General features: G+C 42.7%; 13 protein-coding genes. 7 read left to right on the top strand and 6 right to left on the bottom strand.

The genetic code is table 11. From position 1 onward, the window contains the following. Positions 1–44: 44 nt before the first annotated feature. From treS to BN3769_RS11955, 3 genes are all read right to left on the bottom strand, one after another. Positions 45–3,368: a maltose alpha-D-glucosyltransferase gene (gene treS / locus BN3769_RS11965; protein ID WP_068470903.1), complete on the bottom strand. Its 3,324-nt coding sequence runs from the start codon at positions 3,366–3,368 to the stop codon at positions 45–47. Positions 3,369–3,374: 6 nt separating this feature from the next. After that, positions 3,375–5,354 (bottom strand): alpha-1,4-glucan--maltose-1-phosphate maltosyltransferase, encoded by a 1,980-nt coding sequence (locus BN3769_RS11960; RefSeq protein ID WP_068470901.1) that lies wholly within the window; start codon positions 5,352–5,354, stop codon positions 3,375–3,377. Between the two features lie 174 nt (positions 5,355–5,528). After that, positions 5,529–6,155, bottom strand: a complete 627-nt coding sequence (locus BN3769_RS11955) for a class I SAM-dependent methyltransferase (RefSeq protein WP_068470899.1) — start codon at positions 6,153–6,155, stop codon at positions 5,529–5,531. 118 nt (positions 6,156–6,273) lie between these two features. On the opposite strand from BN3769_RS11955, the gene tsaA reads away from it, so the two are divergent. After that, the gene (tsaA, locus tag BN3769_RS11950; protein WP_068470897.1) at positions 6,274–7,065 is read left to right on the top strand and encodes a tRNA (N6-threonylcarbamoyladenosine(37)-N6)-methyltransferase TrmO; all 792 of its coding nucleotides are present in this window, start codon (positions 6,274–6,276) and stop codon (positions 7,063–7,065) included. Between the two features lie 28 nt (positions 7,066–7,093). Then, positions 7,094–7,450 (top strand): (2Fe-2S) ferredoxin domain-containing protein, encoded by a 357-nt coding sequence (locus BN3769_RS11945; RefSeq protein ID WP_068470894.1) that lies wholly within the window; start codon positions 7,094–7,096, stop codon positions 7,448–7,450. 1 nt (position 7,451) lies between these two features. On the opposite strand, the gene BN3769_RS11940 is transcribed toward BN3769_RS11945, so the two are convergent. After that, positions 7,452–8,480 carry an alpha/beta hydrolase family protein gene (locus BN3769_RS11940; RefSeq protein ID WP_079989549.1) on the bottom strand — a complete coding sequence of 343 codons (1,029 nt, stop codon included), beginning with the start codon at positions 8,478–8,480 and terminating at the stop codon, positions 7,452–7,454. A gap of 377 nt (positions 8,481–8,857) precedes the next feature. Between BN3769_RS11940 and BN3769_RS11935 the strand changes: the two genes are divergently transcribed. Next, positions 8,858–9,400, top strand: a complete 543-nt coding sequence (locus tag BN3769_RS11935) for a hypothetical protein (RefSeq protein ID WP_068470890.1) — start codon at positions 8,858–8,860, stop codon at positions 9,398–9,400. A 176-nt stretch (positions 9,401–9,576) separates the two neighbouring features. Further along, entirely contained in the window at positions 9,577–10,125 is a 549-nt protein-coding gene (locus tag BN3769_RS11930) for a hypothetical protein (protein ID WP_068470888.1), read from the top strand. A gap of 177 nt (positions 10,126–10,302) precedes the next feature. Here the strand turns inward: BN3769_RS11930 and BN3769_RS11925 are convergent, their stop codons facing one another. Beyond that, a complete protein-coding gene (locus BN3769_RS11925; RefSeq protein ID WP_068470886.1) occupies positions 10,303–11,517 on the bottom strand; it encodes an N-acetylmuramoyl-L-alanine amidase in 1,215 nt (404 codons plus the stop codon). Further along, positions 11,514–12,689, bottom strand: coding sequence for a phosphodiester glycosidase family protein (locus tag BN3769_RS11920; RefSeq protein WP_068470884.1), 1,176 nt, complete (start codon positions 12,687–12,689; stop codon positions 11,514–11,516). Before BN3769_RS11920 ends, BN3769_RS11925 begins: the two co-directional genes overlap by 4 nt. Before the next feature lie 236 nt (positions 12,690–12,925). On the opposite strand from BN3769_RS11920, the gene BN3769_RS11915 reads away from it, so the two are divergent. From BN3769_RS11915 to BN3769_RS11905, 3 genes are all read left to right on the top strand, one after another. Beyond that, the gene (locus BN3769_RS11915; protein ID WP_228840690.1) at positions 12,926–14,590 is read left to right on the top strand and encodes an ABC1 kinase family protein; all 1,665 of its coding nucleotides are present in this window, start codon (positions 12,926–12,928) and stop codon (positions 14,588–14,590) included. Further along, positions 14,587–16,374: a cytochrome c biogenesis protein DipZ gene (locus tag BN3769_RS11910; protein ID WP_068470882.1), complete on the top strand. Its 1,788-nt coding sequence runs from the start codon at positions 14,587–14,589 to the stop codon at positions 16,372–16,374. The genes BN3769_RS11915 and BN3769_RS11910 overlap by 4 nt, the downstream gene beginning before the upstream one ends. Before the next feature lie 119 nt (positions 16,375–16,493). Further along, positions 16,494–17,546: a tRNA dihydrouridine synthase gene (locus tag BN3769_RS11905; protein ID WP_079989548.1), complete on the top strand. Its 1,053-nt coding sequence runs from the start codon at positions 16,494–16,496 to the stop codon at positions 17,544–17,546. Positions 17,547–17,563: the final 17 nt, after the last annotated feature.

Here is a 17,563-nt window from a genome sequence, read left to right as displayed (position 1 = left end):
GGTAAAGCGAAAAAAGCTAGGCTATGAGTTATTGCAATAGAGTTCTATGCAGGCTTTAATACCGGCTGCACTGTATTCCTTAAGCCGTATAAGATGCCTTTGCAAGGAATAATCATCCATTCTGGGCGAGTGTGCAGTTCGTAGGAGAGTTCATAGACAGCTTTATTAAGCAAATAAATATCCAGTAAGAGAACACTTTCATTGGGATCTTTGCCTATCAAAGGCAGATGGCCTGCTTGTATGAATTGCTTATAAGAGTCTAAAAAGACTGCGCTGACATGTTCATACCATAAAATAGCCCATGGTTCTAGCTTGGAAATAATTTCAGGCCTGATAAACGTTGATGTTAGCAATACTTTATACGCCGCATAATGGAAAGAGCGGAGCATGCCTGCAACATCTCTCAAAGGGGAGCGTTTAAAGCGCCGTTGGCTGAGGGGTTGCAGAGGCTCGCCTTCGAAGTCGATAATATAGAAATCTTTTCCTGTATAAAGCACTTGTCCTAAATGATAATCTCCGTGAATGCGCATCCTCATCCCCGTCAGCTTGGTTTGAAAGATTCTACGGTAGCTAGTGAGCAGTAAAGCCTCGCTTTTTAGGACTTCTTCTGCAACTTCGCGTTGATCGCTTGGAATTTTTTCCAAGCTTTTTTTTAGAAGCTGATAGGCTGTACGCGCGTTGCTGCGCATGGTCTGATAGAGAGAACGCTGATAGAGGAGGGTAAAAGGCTCAGGCCTAAAGGCTGGATTTTCCGGGTGAGAGGCAAGGGCTAAATGCATTTCAGCTGTTCGTTGCCCAAGCAACCGTGTTGCTTCAAGAAATCTTCCGCCAATTAAATCCTCTAAGCGCGGCTTAATGTCATTTTTTTCTGTGGGCGGAAGCTCGATATTCCTATCTTTAAAAGCTAATAAGCCCTCATAATAGCGTGTTAAGGCATCAAGCGTAAAATCCCATCCCGTTCCTTCATTGCCTACGACCGATTCTAAAATTGCAATGGCAGTCGGTTCTTTATTCGGGCGCATCCATTCTATTTTGCCTTCGAAAGAGGGAATAGGAGTAAATTTCGCCACCTCTGAAAGAAATCGTTGCGTTTCAACTTCGGGATTAATTCCCTCTTCTAGTTTGCGATAGAGTTTTAAGAAGAACTTATTGCCATATAGGACGGAGGAATTGGTTTGTTCTCCTTTCATGACCAAAGATGGAATTCCATCTATTAAGTGCACATCCTCTTTTTTGATATCTTCACCGGGAGAGGCCACCAGCTCTTGACTGTCTAAGCGGGCTTTTTTGCGCTTTAAAATTAATTCGAGCAAGGCATTGCGCAGCTGATCGGAATAAATGCCGTCATAGAGGATGCCCTCTTGATTATCAACTGTCAGGGTCGCTATTACGCTATTAGGGGTATGGATTAAAATTTGATCGGACTCAGGCTTGGGTGCAAATGCAATGGGCAGCAAATATGTGTCGACATCATCTGTTTCTAAATAACGGATTTCCAAAAAGCATAGCCGGGTATTTCCAATCTCAAGGCATAAAATGAGCTTGACTTGCTGGATGGTTGCTAGTTTTTTTTCAAACCAACGGGCTCTTTTTATAAAATAAGGAAAAATATTTTTCTCAAGAAAGCGCTTATGCGATGAATCAAAGACATGTTCCCAGTTCTTTTCCACTGCCATCTTTGGAATCGTGCTTTGATGGATCAATTTGCTCAGCTTTTCGCTAGGCCGTAGCAAAAGCCAAAAATAGCTATGCGCTCCCATTGTCACATGATAGCCCTTTTCTTTAACAAGGGGAAAATGGTTGTGATGAAAAAGCTCGATGGGAACATAACCGACATATTTACCTAGATCAAGCTCGGCAGCTTGTGGGAAATGCGACATATTGGCAATGACAAGGATAATTTCATCGTCATAAGAACGGGTAAAGGCCAAAATTTTGGGATTATCCGAAGTAATGAATTCAAGCGAGCCGAATCCAAATGCTTTATGTCTTTTACGTACTTGAAGCGTACGCCTGATCCACCATAAGAGCGAAGAGGGATTACGTTCTTGGTTTTCGACGTTGATCACTTCATAATGGTAGGACGGATCGATAATGACAGGCAGATAAAGCTTTTGAGGATTGGCAGAGGAGAAGCCGGCATTGCGGTCGGGGCTCCATTGCATAGGGGTGCGGACGCCGTTGCGGTCTCCTAAATAATAATTGTCCCCCATGCCGATTTCATCGCCATAATAAATGACAGGTGTGCCGGGGAGAGAAAAAAGAAGGGTATACATTAGCTCGATTTTAGCTCGATCGTTATCAAGCAAAGGGGCTAAGCGGCGGCGGATGCCCAGATTGATTCTGGCTTTGGGATCTTTGGCATAAATGCGATACATATAATCCCTTTCTTCATCGGAAACCATTTCAAGCGTGAGCTCGTCATGGTTCCTTAAGAACATGACCCATTGGCATCTTGTAGGGGGAAGGGGAGTCTGTTCCAGAATATCAATGATGGGAAAGCGGTCTTCCATATGGATGGCCATAAAAAGCCTCGGCATGACAGGGAAGTGAAAAGCCATATGGCATTCATCTCCTTGCCCAAAATAAGCAACGGCGTCTTCCGGCCACTGATTAGCCTCAGCAATGAATACGCGATCTTGATATTTGGCATCGACATGTTGGCGGAGTTTCTTAATGAATTCATGGGTGGTAGGCAAATTTTCACAGTTGGTCCCTTCCTTCTCAAATAAATAAGGAATGGCATCCAACCGCAGTCCATCGACTCCCATGTCAAACCAAAAGTCTAAAGCGCGGAAGACTTCTTTTTGTACATGCGGGCTTTCAAAATTTAAATCAGGCTGATGGGAATAGAAGCGATGCCAATAATAGGCTTTTGCAACCGGATCCCATGACCAATTGGACGGTTCAAAGTCTTGAAAAATGATGCGTGCATCTTTGTATTTTTCTGGCGTATCGCTCCATACATAAAAGTCCCGCCAAACGGATCCTGAAGGCGATCGACGGGCACGCTGAAACCACGGGTGTTGATCGGAAGTGTGGTTAATGACAAGCTCTGTAATGATCCGAATCCCTCTGCGATGGGCTTCTTTAAGAAAACGCCGGAAGTCGCTTAATTTGCCATAAGTGGAATTGACATCATAATAATCGGAAATGTCATAGCCATCGTCTTTTAAAGGAGAAGGATAAAAAGGTAAAAGCCAAATGGCCGTAATCCCCAAAGATTCTAAATAATCAAGCTTCTGTCTCAGGCCCTCAAAATCGCCTATTCCATCCCCATTGTGGTCATAGAATCCTTTGACATGGACTTGATAAATAATGGCTTGCTTGTACCAAAGCGGATCTGTTGCCGCGTCTTCGTTTTCCATTGTCCCTCACAGAAAATACTCAAAATCAATTTCTCTTCTAATTTTACTTTGAATGCTAAATAGGCATGCAGGAGCTTGAGAATCCAAAGTGATAGATTGCATCTCGCCCTCCCAAATAAAATAGCGGTCGGAAAGCAACTCATGCACTTTATAAGATCCTTTTGAAGGCAGACCCAATTCAGCAAGAGGCACTTTAATGAGGCAGGATTGGGAATTTATTGGATCTAGATTGACAAGGATTAGCAAAGCATCTCGTGGATTTGAGCTGAACTTGCCGTAATACAAAATTTGGTCATTATCTATGTCATAAAATTTGAGATTAGAGGTGCATTGCAAACACGGATGCTTTCTTCTGATCGCATTAAGATTGGCGATCATGGGCGCCAAACTTTTATTGTCTGCTTTATTCCAATGCCTGAGTTGGTACTTCTCCGAATGCAGATATTCCTCTGTCCCCGGTATTGCGTCTTGTTCTATTAATTCAAAAGCGGGGCCGTACATGCCATAATTAGAGGAAAGGGTAGCAGCCAGGATTAAGCGGGTTAAAAAAAGCGGCCGGCTGCCTCTTTGCAGCTGTTCTGTCAAAATATCTGGCGTATTTGTCCAAAAATTTGGCCTGAAATATTCTGCAATATCGCTTAGAGCTATTTCTTTTACATAATCTGTCAATTCACGCTTTGTGTGGCGCCATGTAAAATACGTATAAGACTGACTAAAGCCTATCTTGGCCAGCCAATACATCACTTTGGGACGCGTAAAAGCCTCTGCCAAGAAAATCACTTCGGGATACTCTTGCTTAATTGTCCGAATGATCCATTCCCATAAGGGAAAGGGCTTGGTGTGAGGATTATCTACTCGGAAAATGCGCACGCCTTTTTTTATCCAAAATAGAAAGATGCTTCTCAATTCTTTCCATAAATTTTCCCAATCTTCTGTTTCAAAGCAGAAGGGAACAATATCTTCATATTTTTTAGGAGGGTTTTCGGCATATTGAATACTTCCATCGGGGCGCCATCGAAACCAATCTGGATGTTCTTTAAGATAAGGATGGTCAAGCGAACACTGGAAGGCAATGTCCATCGCAATGTCAATGCCTTGCTCTCTAGCAACCTTTATAAGCTTTTCAAAATCTTCCATGGTTCCCAATTCGGGATGGATGGCTTTATGCCCTCCTTCATGCGATCCGATAGCCCATGGACTGCCCGGATCGTGTTTTTGCGCTTCCGGACTATTTTTTTTCCCTTTACGCTTTGAATAGCCGATTGGATGAATAGGGGGAAAATATAAGACATCGAATCCCATCTGGGCAATTTCGGGAATCAGGGCTAAGCAATCTTTAAAGGTGCCATGTTTTCCGGGTGTAGGATTAAAAGAACGAGGAAATATTTCGTACCAAGCGCTGAAGCGGGCCTTGGGTGGGTCGACGATCACAGACAACGTCCTTTCCATCTCCGAGATCCAATGCTTATTCGGATAGCAATCCCGCATCAATAGCGTCAGACGCTCGTCTATCGCTAAACGAACACGCTCTTCTTCGTGTTTGGCATTTTCAATCGCTGTCAAAAAACGCTTAAGCTCGGCATTCCGTTTCTTGCTTAGCGCTTCTTTGATCATTTTTAATCCCATCTCAATTTCTGAGGGGACGTGAATGCCTGCTTTGAATTTTTTTTCGAGCTCTTGCTGCCAGGTCCTGAAGTAATCTACCCAGGCTTGGATGGTATAAAAATAGACTCCCAGTTTTTCTACTTTGAATTGTCCGGTCCATCGGTCATTGCCCACGTTGTTCATGGGAGTTTCTTGCCATTTTGCTTGATCGTTTGCGCGAAATAAGAGGTTGGCTGACACCAAACTATGCCCATCTGTAAAAATATCTGCGCTAACGCTTACCTCATCCCCCATAATCCGCTTGATGGCGAAACGGCCTTCTTCAATTTGCGGGCTGATTTGCGAAATAGCAGCCCTTTTTCGTCCATCTTCAAGCTTCATTGAACTGGCTCCTGCAGTTGTAAATCTGATTTGATAACCTTTATTTAAATAAAAAAATAATTATATTGAAGCTTTAACTTTAAGTTTCTGAACGGTGAAAAAGAAAGGGGAATATTTCCTACGCAAATTCAAAAATAGGTTCCAAAGCCTACCTGTTTTGGAGCAAAAGGAATTTCAAGCCCCCGCTCGCTTTTTTAAAGCAAAAAGGAGATAATCGCTAGAAGGACCGGATACGGCTTTGAAATTTAGCACTTCAAATTTGGCTTCGGTCATCTGTTTGATTTCCGTACGCGTATAATGGGCAAAAAAGCGCGGATAGCCGCTGGCTCTTTCTTCCACGCCTTCTGTTCGGCCTTCAATAACAGCTAAAAGAAAGAACCCGTTCGGCTTTAAAAGGGCGGCAATCTTATCTAGCTGTTCTTGCCACTCTTTCTTTGGAACGTGGATAAGCGATAGGATGGCAAGCACGAGGCTGAAGGAAGCGGGTTTATCTTGATAAGATTGAACAGTCATTTGGAGGCAGGTTAGCCCTTTATCGCGGCACAATCGGCACATTTGAGGGGAAGGATCCAGGCAAAGGACCTCAAAGCCTTGATCTTGCAGCCATTTTGCGAGCCGGCCTGTCCCGCTTCCAATATCTAAAGCACGATCGCCCAAGCAAGGAGAGTGATAAGCGATTATCCAGGCAGGAAGGATATCGGCAAAGGGAAAGCGGTCCCATAATAGATAGCGATGATCGTAGCAGTTTTGATTGATCGCATCGATATCCAGGTTTTGTTGATCGAAGGGGCCGGTGCTCATATGCGCTCCTTGGACAGACAGACTGACAATGGATAAAGCCAAATTTATTATAAAGCTTATTTTTAAGCGGTTGAAAAACATAGAGGCAGTCTCAGAAAATATTTTTATAGAATAATCGATGATGTTTACAGTAGATCCTATCGGATATTTTTATGCTAGTCAGACGAAAAAGTATACGGTTCCTAGGCAGCCCGGGCTTGTGAAAGGAAATGAAGGACTCATTCGCTTGAATCCACATTGTCAATTTGAGCAAGCGCTAGAAGGATTAGAAGGCTTCGATCGCATCTGGGTGCTTTTTCGTTTTCATCTTCATTCCCATTGGAAGCCAAAAGTGCTTCCCCCCAGAGGAAAAAAAAAGAAGGGGGTATTTGCCACGCGTTCTCCTCATCGTCCAAATATGATTGGGCTATCTTGCGTGGAGTTAAAAGCCATAGAGGGATTGGATTTAATCATTGTCAATCATGATTTAATTAATGGAACGCCTATTTTAGATATTAAACCGTATTTGAATTATGCGGATTCTTTTCAGTGCATCCGGCAAGGATGGGTGGATGAATTGGACAGCCAAGAATCCTTTGTTATTGAATGGTCTCCACTTGCGCTTCAGCAGATCGCTTATTTAGACGAACAGGGACTTCATCAATTAAAAGCAGAAATTGAAATGCGGCTGGAAACCAACCCCTTCCCTTATCCCAACAATCGCGTCAAACAATTAGAAACTGGTCTCTATCAACTGGCTTATCAAACTTGGCGCCTTTATTACACAATTTGCGGGCAAGAAATTCTCATTCACCGTTTGGCAAGCGGGTATGATGAGGCGACGCTAGCAGGCAGAAAAGAATCGAAATGGCCGGATGTGCCCATTCATCAAGCGTTTTGCCGGCATTTTCCTTTAAACAATGCTCCTTAGAATACAAAGATTTAAGCGGAGAGATTTCATGAACGATAAGAAAAGCGAAGAAAAACCCTTGGAAGTGGAGCCCGTCAAGCGTCACATTTTTTTGTGCTGTGATCAGACTAAACCCAAGTGTTGCGAGTATGAGGCGGGACTAGCAGCTTGGGAGTATTTAAAAACGCGATTGAAAGAATTGAATTTAACCGAGCAGGCCGGGATTTTCAGGACAAAGGCGAACTGTCTGCGCTTATGCCGTCAAGGTCCCATTGCCGTTGTTTATCCTGACGGCATTTGGTATCACTCCTGCCATCCTGATGTGTTGGAGCGCATTATCCAAGAACATTTAATTAAAGGAATTCCCGTCGAGGCGTATCGCATTCCGCAGGGCAGATCAGATTAATCTAGCGCGCATGATCAGGGGGAGAATGAGGAAGGGGGGATTCCAACCAATGGCCAATGTCATCCATTAAATGGGGGATATTCCTCAGGGTGTGATTGCCACCTTCTAGCTCCCAATAAGTGACCGGATTACCATGCTCTTGCAATTTTTCCACCATATGGTGCCCCTCTTCCAGATCGACGCGTTGATCTTTTGTGCCTTGTATAATCAAGATGGGGAGGGATTTTCTTAAATAAGGAACGGTTTCCAGCGGATCCCGCTGTTTAATCCACGTTTCTGCATTATCTGCAGAGAGGCCAAAATCATGCATGAACATGGTTTTCATATCTTCGCGGTCTGTAATTTGCCGATGCAAATCAAGAATAGAAGAAAGCGCAACGATTTTCTCGACTTTGTTTTGCAGCTGAGGATAACGTGCCAGCATTAAAAACATTTCCAACCCCCCTCTGCTAGGCCCGAGCATATAGAGGTGTGTCGGTCGAGGGCATGCGTGCAGTTTATTGGCTAGCTGAGGATAAAAGGCGATCAAATTTTTCATGTCATCAATATCCGTTCCTCCAAATTCATCCTGCCCTTCACTGACCCCTCCTCTTAAAGTAGAAGAAATGACGGCGTAATCGCGATAATTGGCCATGTCCAAGCCAGGATTAAATAAGGCAAAATTGCGATTCCCCCAGCGGAACAGTACAAGCAAAGGATGGCAAGCGGGACCTGCCGGCAAGCTCACAAAACCTTTAATAGAGAGGCCATCGCTTGGATAGCGGAAAAGATAAATACGGCGATGGTAGGCTTTAATTTCCTCTTTAACGTCCGGCTTGGTATCCGGGCTCTCAAGCACTTGTTCGGTAATATCTTTGATGTCTTCATTATTTTTTAGATCATAAAAATGCGTCATGCGCTCAGATATATCCAGAATTTTTTGATTTTCTTGCTTAAGCGCTTGATCTTTGGAGAGGGCTGCATGAAGCGTTAACGAAGCCAAGCTTAGAAACATAAAAATTGAAAAGATCTTTAGGTGCATCTTGTTCATTCTTTTACCTACGTTAAGGTGTACTACCCTCTAAAATAAACCAAATGTGCGAGAAAAATGCCAACCCCGTTAGTTTGCCTATTCTTTTTATAGCGGCATTCAAATAAAGAAAAGTTTAAATACACTCTCTAAGCCAAGAATGAAAATTAAAACATTTTAAATTCAACTCAAATTGTGTGATAAATAGTTTGAAGAATTGTCTGTTAGTTAATTTTCTTAATACTGTGCGAATACAATCTAAACAGAATCTTAATTGACGTAAAATAATAAAAAACTTTAATATTTCATAACAACAGCTATTTTAAAAGACTTGTGATAGTGATTATAAAGCACTATCTCAGTTTTATTTTATTATCATTCAACAAGAAGGATTGATTATGCAGGCAAGTTCAGGGATTGTTGCTCCAAATGGATTAGCATATTATAGGTTAGATGGGGCTGGTTCAGTACAGATGAGGGGGGAGACAAAAGGCAAATATACGATGAATATCAAGGATTTTGGAGATAATAAAAAAGCGATAGAAATTTATGAGATTACCCAAAATACCATTACAGGCAATTCAGATTCCAAAAAAGACACGCTCAAGGATTATTATAAATGGGAATGTATTGGTTACCTGTCTCCGGATAGAGAAAAGCTGTTTGTAGAGACGATCGCTTATATGTCGATTGCTGAGAAAATCAATGGCGTTTGTATAAGGGGAACGGGAGAATTTATGCCGGTAGAGATTGTCCAAATGCCTATAACGCATAAGTATGATTATCACTATTATTTAGAGACTCAATTATTCGGGAAGTGGGGAGGGACTTATACAGACAAGCCACGCGGCTATAAAGGATGTAAGCGTTCGTTAGCTGGTTATACTCCACCACAAACGCTTGATGCCGGAAAGAAAGACAAGGGGTGTATTATTTCCTAAAAGATCCATCAACCATTTGTTTGACAAGCTTGCCTGGTAGTCTTTGGACGACTAGGCAATTATTTTTTATTCTCTCAATAAATGAAAACAATGATTTTGCAGAATTTGATGCTGACCCTTAATTAAGATCTTGGTTGTTTTCCTCTTTTTTATCATTTAACAAGAAAGGATGTATTATGCAGGCGACTGGTTCACAACAAATTGTTTCTCCCATTGGGCTGGAATATTACCTCATCGAAGGAGTCTATACTCGAGGGACTGGATATAATGATCAATCTACGTTTCAAATATTCCCTAAAGATACAGAAAATGGGAAAGCTCTAGAAATCACTGCCATTACAAAAGATATTTTTAAGGGAATGGATAGCGACCAGCGAAAAGATAAAGTCATGAAGTATTATAGAGGCCAGGCGCTTGCTTACATGACGGCAGACCACAACACCGTTTTTCTGGAGACAGTGATGTGGAAGGGCATAGCCGAGGAAGTGAAAGGCGTTATCATAGAGGGTCATTTCTTTGCTGTTGAATTTAAGCCGATGCCGACAGATAATTGGCAGTCTTATCACTATTATTTGGAAGAGAACATTGGAATGAAGTGGGACCATTACACCTCAAAGCCTCGGCCTTTCGATAGTTATAAGAAAAATTTGAGCAGTGTAAAAGGGTATGAAGTTCCTATAGAATTTCAGAAAAAGAAAGAAGATAAGGGCTGCATTATTTCCTAAAATAGGTAATCAGTTTATCTTATAGATTTTCTGGTAGGTCTTAAGAGAGAATATGAAAACGGCTAAAGACTTAAATGCGAGAGGACTTTTCTTTCTATCGACTAAGAAATATGAGGCCATATTTTAACTCGTATGGCCTCTATTTTGAGAACTCACATGCACTTTTTAACCTAGCTTTTATCTCAATTGAATCTGCTCAGCTTGATTTCGAGTAAAAGCTTGCAGGCCTTTGAAGTAAGCCATCGCAACTTGCTTAACTCGTTCTGGCCCTTGAATCCCTTCTAGAACCAGACTTTTATCATTCAGCCTCAAACATTCTTGCTTGTTATCTTGGCATAGGCTCTCTCCGTAGCATAAGGGGCTATGCACCAAGCGGGTTAAAGCCAAATTGCGGGCATATACGCCTTTGGAAATGTTAATACAGGCATTTTTCAAATAGGGAACCGGATCAGCCTCTTCAACAGCCGGTACGTTGAGCTGCTTGACAAATTCTTTTAAAATTGCCTCGCTTAAAGCAATGGAGCGGTCCATCGTTTGGGTCAGCAATAAGTGCAAAAAAGCATAACGGCTTTTAAAATCGCTTAATTCATTGCGGCAAAAGCTGCCTCCTACAAAGACCATATTATAATTATAAGGTTGAGGAATATTTTGCTGGGTGATAGGATCGCGGCCTCCATGTGCATTGTAATGAATAATCAAGGTTACATCCGGTTTGTACGCATTAATTTTGTCGGCCCGGGCCAGCAAATCTAACCGATTATAATCTTTGAATAACTCAAAAGGAGATTTTGAGGAATTCAGCCGTCCAAGCCAATCAAAAAAATCCTCCGGATAAACTCCCGTGCCATTTGTTTCTTTTGTTAGCAAGACTTGTGCTCCAGCGTCTTCTAAAAGATTTTTTAAGAGCTTGGCCGTTAAAAGAGTTAAAGTGCCTTCATTGAAAGAAATGCTATCGCTGGCTTGATTCGAGTCCGGCCTATCCATCTCTATCCATCGTTGCTCTAATTTGGCATAGCGCCCGCCAAAATGGCCAGGGTCAATGGCTATTTTGAGTCCTGCAAGAGTAGAGGGCAACGGAAGCGAATGAGGTCTTTCCGAGGTGGGACGAGAAGCTAAAGCTAAAGTGAATTCCGGCCGATGCGCCTGGCTGTCTTCTTCTGTTGCATAGAGAAAGAACGCCTCCTTTGTAAGCAAAAATTGTTTGGCAAGAGCCGGGTCTTTAACGAGATAGTGATTAAGCTTAAACGCTATCTCATCGGAAGTGTAGATGCCTTGATAATTGTCAAAGTCTTGATAGCTTTCCGCTCTTAAGGAAAGACAACAGAGAAAAAGAAGGCAGAAAAGGAGGAGAATTAAGCGAGAATCTATATGAGGGAAAAAAGATACGTTCATGCACGCTCCAAAATTAGAATGGCATCAGAGACTTTTCTGACCTTTTTCAATCCTTCATCTTCATCCTCGTCGCCTGTTGGGTCATTGACGACATGATGATCGATGACCATGGTTGAGGATCCGCCTCCATCCAAATTAAGGGCTTCTTGGCAGCCTAAGCTATGCATAAACGAAGCTAATTCAGGAATGGTCATGCCTTTGCTTAATTTCGGTTGCCTGCCATCCACGACGACTAAAAGCCAATGCCCATTAGGTAGAAGGCCAACAGCTGTGCGGGCATGGGCGCTATTTAGAAAGCTGCTTCTCGTTTGTTCAGATGAAAAATCGCGGATGACTTCTCCTCCACGGATTAAAACGGGAGCTCCTCCAACTATATTAGACAAGCTGTCCCATAAATGGGAAGGCGTATAAGACGACTGCGAGTGCGTATGAATTTGTAAATTTATAGGAGAGCCAAGAGGGATCGTTCGCCAAAATTTAAGAAAAACTTTAGAGCCGAAGGAAAGGATGAATCCGTCCCAAGGAATCGCATGGCTGCCTCCTTCATAAACGGCAAACAGGCGATTTTGCCGGACAACCACTTCAAAACCTTTCTCATTGGTAAGAGTGGTGGAATGAAACTGGGGGGAGAAGAGGATGGTTTCTTGCTCATTCCTTTGCCGATTAAGGCCATCGATGGCCATCACTTTATCTTGGATTTGGCAGGAAGCCTTGCACAACACTTGGTCAATTAGAGCGAGGCGTCCATCTGGATTCCATCCCAGCGCTCCCCTTGGTTTTGTCGGCCAAGCATACCATTGCGATTGGATTTTTAAAATCCCGGCAGGCAATCCTTCCCAAGGGCTTCCCTTAAAGAAGCCGCCATTGATCGCAGCAAGCGCCCCATAGGCATCGGCTAATTCTTGCACTGTCTGCCTGCCAAGGGCTTTTTCTTTTGCATGAACGAGTGTAATGGAAAAAGCTTGAGGATCAACTTCTAAAATATGGATGGAAAGAGGGCCTGGTAAAATGACATGTTTATAAGGAAGGGCTTGAAAAGCGCATAAAAAAAATAAAAGTCCGAAAGCAGCAGCTGATTTAATTAAGGAAAGCAGATACGCAAGAAACGGTCTTTTAAGAAACGAAAAAGAAGCCTGAATTGGAATTCGAAAAAGAAATAAAAATGGAAACATAAGCCGTTTGTCCTGATTAATCACATCATTATTTAATAGAAGAAAGCTGTTTTATGCCACATGAATTCTCCTTCACAAAAATTACCTTTTTCTTCCTAATGAGGATTTAAGAAAAAGCAATAAATATTTTGAAATATAAAGGTTATCATTTCTAGCCAAGCACTTTCTAAGAGAATTTCTTAAAACTGCTAATGGCCTATATTTGAGATCGTGGAGAGTCTCTAAGGAGAAAGATCGTGACAAATCTGCAATTGAAGCATATCAAAAGATATAAAGATTTTGCCTGGCTGCTCGTGAAGTATGGCAGATCAGATTTATTGAAAGAGGTGCGGGCAGAACTACCACAGTTAGAAGAGGGGCGAACAGAGACGGCAGGAATGCCAAAACCGGAAGAGCTGGCTAAAGATTTGCAAAAAATGGGCCCGACTTTTGTCAAGTTAGGGCAGCTGTTGAGCACGCAATCAGATATTTTCCCCGATGCTTATATAGAAGCGTTATCAAAGCTGCAGGATAAAGCAGAACCTTTTTCTTATGAAGAGGTGGAAAAGATTTTTAAGGAAGAATTGGGCGTGCGTATTCAAGACATCTTTAAAGACTTTGAAAAAGAGCCCTTGGCTGCCGGTTCTTTGGCGCAAGTTCACAAAGCAGTTTTGCCTAGCGATCGCATTGTTGCGGTTAAAGTGCAAAGGCCGCACATCCAAGCAGGCATTATTGAGGATTTAGATGTTCTGGAAGAAATTGCGACTTTCTTAGAAAAACAGACGACATGGGGAAAACGTTATAATTTAGTCGATAAAGTTATCCAATTGCGGACAACACTATTAAATGAATTAGATTACAGAAAAGAGGCGATCAATCAGATTAGCTTTAAGCGCAACTTAAAAGAGTTCCGCCGCATCCTTATTCCAAGCCCGGTCGAAGATTATACGACATCCCGCATTCTAACAATGGACTTTATAAGCGGACAAAAAATCACCGACATAAGTCCTTTAATTAAAATGGAGATTGACGGCGAGCGTTTGGCCGAAGATCTTTTTGAAGCTTACCTCAAGCAAATTATCATTGATGGCTTAGTCCATATCGATCCTCATCCAGGCAATATTTACTTAAGTCAAGATAATCGGTTGGTTATTTTGGACCTAGGCATGGTTGCACGCATTGCTCCTCAATTGCAGACTGGATTGCTCAAGCTATTATTGGCCGTTAGCGAAGGACAAGGGGAAGAGGTGGCGGATATTATCATTAGATTAGGGCAAAAGACGGATGAATTCGATTATCATGTGTTTCGCGAACACATCTCCAATCTAGTTGCGCAGTATCAGGACTTAAATTTAGCTCAGATGGCTATTGGACAGGTGCTAATTAAAATTAGCGGGGCATCTGCCGAAACAGGTGTTAAGCTGCCTCCGGCTTTTAACTTGCTTGGCAAAGCTTTGTTAAATTTGGACCGCGTCGGCAAGGCTTTAGCGCCTCACTTTTCACCCAATGAGTCCATTAGGGAAAATGCCACTGCCCTCTTAACGGAAAGAATGCGCAGGAATTTTTCCGCAGGTGTGTTTTTTCGCACATTTATTGAAGCGACAGAATTTGTTCAACATTTGCCTGCTAAGATGAATAATATTCTGGATATCTTATCCAAAAATGAATTAAAGCTTGATGTTGATGCATTCAATGAACGACGGTTAATGATTGGCTTCGAAAAAGTCGCCAATCGCATTACTTTAGGACTTGTTTTAGCGGCTTTAATTATTGGAGCAGCTCTCTTAATGAGGATAGAGACGAATTTTACGATTTGGGGATATCCAGGTTTAGCCATTTTGCTATTTCTTGCAGCTGCTTTAGGTGGGTTGGCGCTTATTATAAACATTTTGATGTCCGACGAAAAAAAAGAGCCTAAATGATTCTCCTCCTTTTATTTTCTTTTTTAGCAGGCATTGTCACTGTTTTATCTCCCTGCATCCTGCCGGTTTTGCCCGTGATTTTATCGGCAAGCGTTGGAAAGGGAAAATGGCGGCCTTTCGGAGTCATTGCGGGATTAATCATCAGCTTTGTTTTTTTCACGTTGGCCTTGACGACTCTTGTACGATCTTTCGGCTTGTCTGCCAATGTCCTTCGCTATACGGCTATTTTGATTATTGGTTTTTTCGGTCTGGTCATGATTTTACCGACCTTTAGCAATTTGTTCGCTAAACTGACCGGCTCCCTTGCCGAATGGGGGAATCAAATTCAGGCGCGAACGCATCGGCAAACGGCAGGATTTTGGAGTGGTTTTTTTCTGGGAATTGCCCTTGGATTAGTCTGGACGCCTTGTGCAGGGCCGATTTTAGCTGCGATTACGACTCTTGTTGCCACTCAGAAAGTAACGATAGAGGTTGTCTTATTGACCTTTGCCTATAGTTTAGGAGCGGGCATTCCCTTGCTTTTTGTCGCTTATGGCGGAAATAGGGCGGTCTCCGAGTTCCCGGCTTTGGCCAAATACTCAGAAGAGATTCGAATGGGATTTGGCGTCATTATGATTCTGACCGCTCTTGCGTTAGCCTTTAATTGGGATGTGGCTTTCCAACAAAAAGTCCTGGATTACCTGCCGAATATTCAAATTGAGAATAATACCTGGGTCCAACAGCAGCTTCAACACCTCCGCTCCCCAGCTCCAAGCTTTCCCAATCAAGATAATAGTCCCTGGGAAGAACAAGACAATCCCTCTGTTCCCTCGTCTAGCCATCAACAAGCTGAAAAGGGTGAGGTATTGCCTATTATCTCCAAAGCCCCTCCTATTGTGGGAATTGCGGATTGGATCAATAGTCCTCCGCTTACATTGAAGGATTTAAGGGGTAAAGTTGTTCTCATTGATTTTTGGACGTACAGTTGCATCAATTGCATTCGGACCTTTCCTTATTTAAAGCGCTGGTATGAGCGATATAAAGACCAAAATTTTGTCATTATAGGCGTCCACACTCCCGAATTTGAGTTTGAAAAGAATCTAAGCAATGTCAAGAAAGCTGTCGAACGTTTTCAAATTGTTTATCCGGTTGCTTTGGATAATCAGTATGCGACCTGGGAGTCTTACCATAATGCCTATTGGCCAGCCCATTATCTCATCGATCAAGAGGGAATGATTAGAGAAGTCCATTTTGGTGAAGGCGGATATACAGAAACAGAAAATGCCATTCGCTCTCTTCTCAATGAGAAGCCCTTATCCAATCAAACAGAAGAACCCATGCCTGCTGTTCCCATCAGCATAACTCCTGAAACGTATTTAGGCTATCACCGTGCCGGTGCTTATGTTCCTGCGCTCACTATCCATAAAAACCAATTTTTTAATTACAATTCCATTCAATCTGTGGGGCCTAATCAAGTCGGCCTTAAAGGAGACTGGAAAATAACAAATGAAAATATTCTCGCAGGCGCAGACGATTCTATTCTGGTCTTGAATTTTATGGCCAATCGCGTGTACTTGGTTTTGGGAGGATCCAGTTCCCTACCAATCAAGGTGGAATTAGACGGCGAGCCTTTGCCTCTTAAATATCATACCGTAGACATGAATCCGCAAGGGGAAATCTTTGTTAAGGATGCACGGAAATATGATATTGTCAATCTAAGAGGAGAAGGAAAAAGGCGTCTTTTAGTCCTGCATGTGCCCAAGGGAATTCAGGCCTATGCCTTTACCTTTGGCATGGAAGAATAAAATCCTTCTTTCCAATTCCTTCCCAATGTATAATATAAGTTATTTAATTTGTTTTATTTAAATTTTACTAATTCTATGCATTGGCCTGCTAAGAAAGGCTTAAATGGTAACTAGGTTCTATGACGTTGCTTCCCAAAAATTCTGATGGCTGCCCGTATCTATTGTTAGCGCCCATGGAGGGAGTCGGGGATTCTACCTTTAGGCGCGCCATGGCCTCTATTGGAGGCTTTGACGAAGCCTGTACTGAATTTCTGCGCGTACCAAGCAATGCGCATGTAGCCAGTTTGGCTAAGCGGTATCGAGCGGATGAAACTTTTCCCATCCCGCAGGCCGCTCAATTAATGGGATCGGATCCGGATTTAATGGCAGAGATGGCGCGCGCTGTAGTGGAAAGAGGAGCTCCGCGAGTGGACCTTAATTGCGGCTGTCCGTCCAATACAGTTACGGGACGTGGAGCGGGCTCTAGTCTTTTAAAAGACCCCGGGCATCTTTACAAAGTTGCTAAGGCTATGGTAGAGGCTGTTGCTGTTCCTGTTACAGCTAAGCTGCGTTCGGGTTTTGAAGATACGTCCCTTTTTAATGAAAATCTATTGGCGGCTCAAGAAAGCGGCATTAAATATTTGACCCTGCATCCGCGCACGAAAGTCGATGGCTATGGACCTCCTGCCCGGTGGGATCTGATTGCCGAAGCCAAACAGCTATTGCGCATTCCGGTGGTGGGCAATGGAGATATTCTGACAGTGCAAGATGCGCTCAGAATGCTGGAACAAACGAGATGCGATGCTTTGATGATCGGACGAGGCAGTGTCATCAATCCTTTTATTTTTCATGAAATTAAAGCCCATTTTGCCGCTTTGCCTTTCGAGCGCGAATGGCTGCCTTTCGAGCGCTTTATCGCTATCTTTAAACAGGAACTAGCGAATATGCCGATGCGGGGACAAATTAATAAGTTAAAGCAGCTATTCGGATTTCTCTTTAAAGGAAATGCTGCATTGTTAGGAAAAAGACAGCAAATTCTGACATCCTTATTTACTGATAAGGAGGCTTTCTTAGATTTTGTCCTCCCGCTTTATCAATCCGATTGGAAGAAGGCCGGTCAAAAAGATTCGCTGATTTTAGCCGAATTTGAACGGGGGAATGGTGACATGTGCCTAGAGGAATCTTGCGGTTAGTTTTCTCGAAAATATAA

This window comes from Candidatus Protochlamydia phocaeensis (assembly GCF_001545115.1).
GTDB lineage: Bacteria > Chlamydiota > Chlamydiia > Chlamydiales > Parachlamydiaceae > Protochlamydia_A > Protochlamydia_A phocaeensis.
The sequence above is the reverse complement of the archived record's forward strand: the minus strand, read 5'-3'. Positions and strand labels throughout refer to the sequence as shown.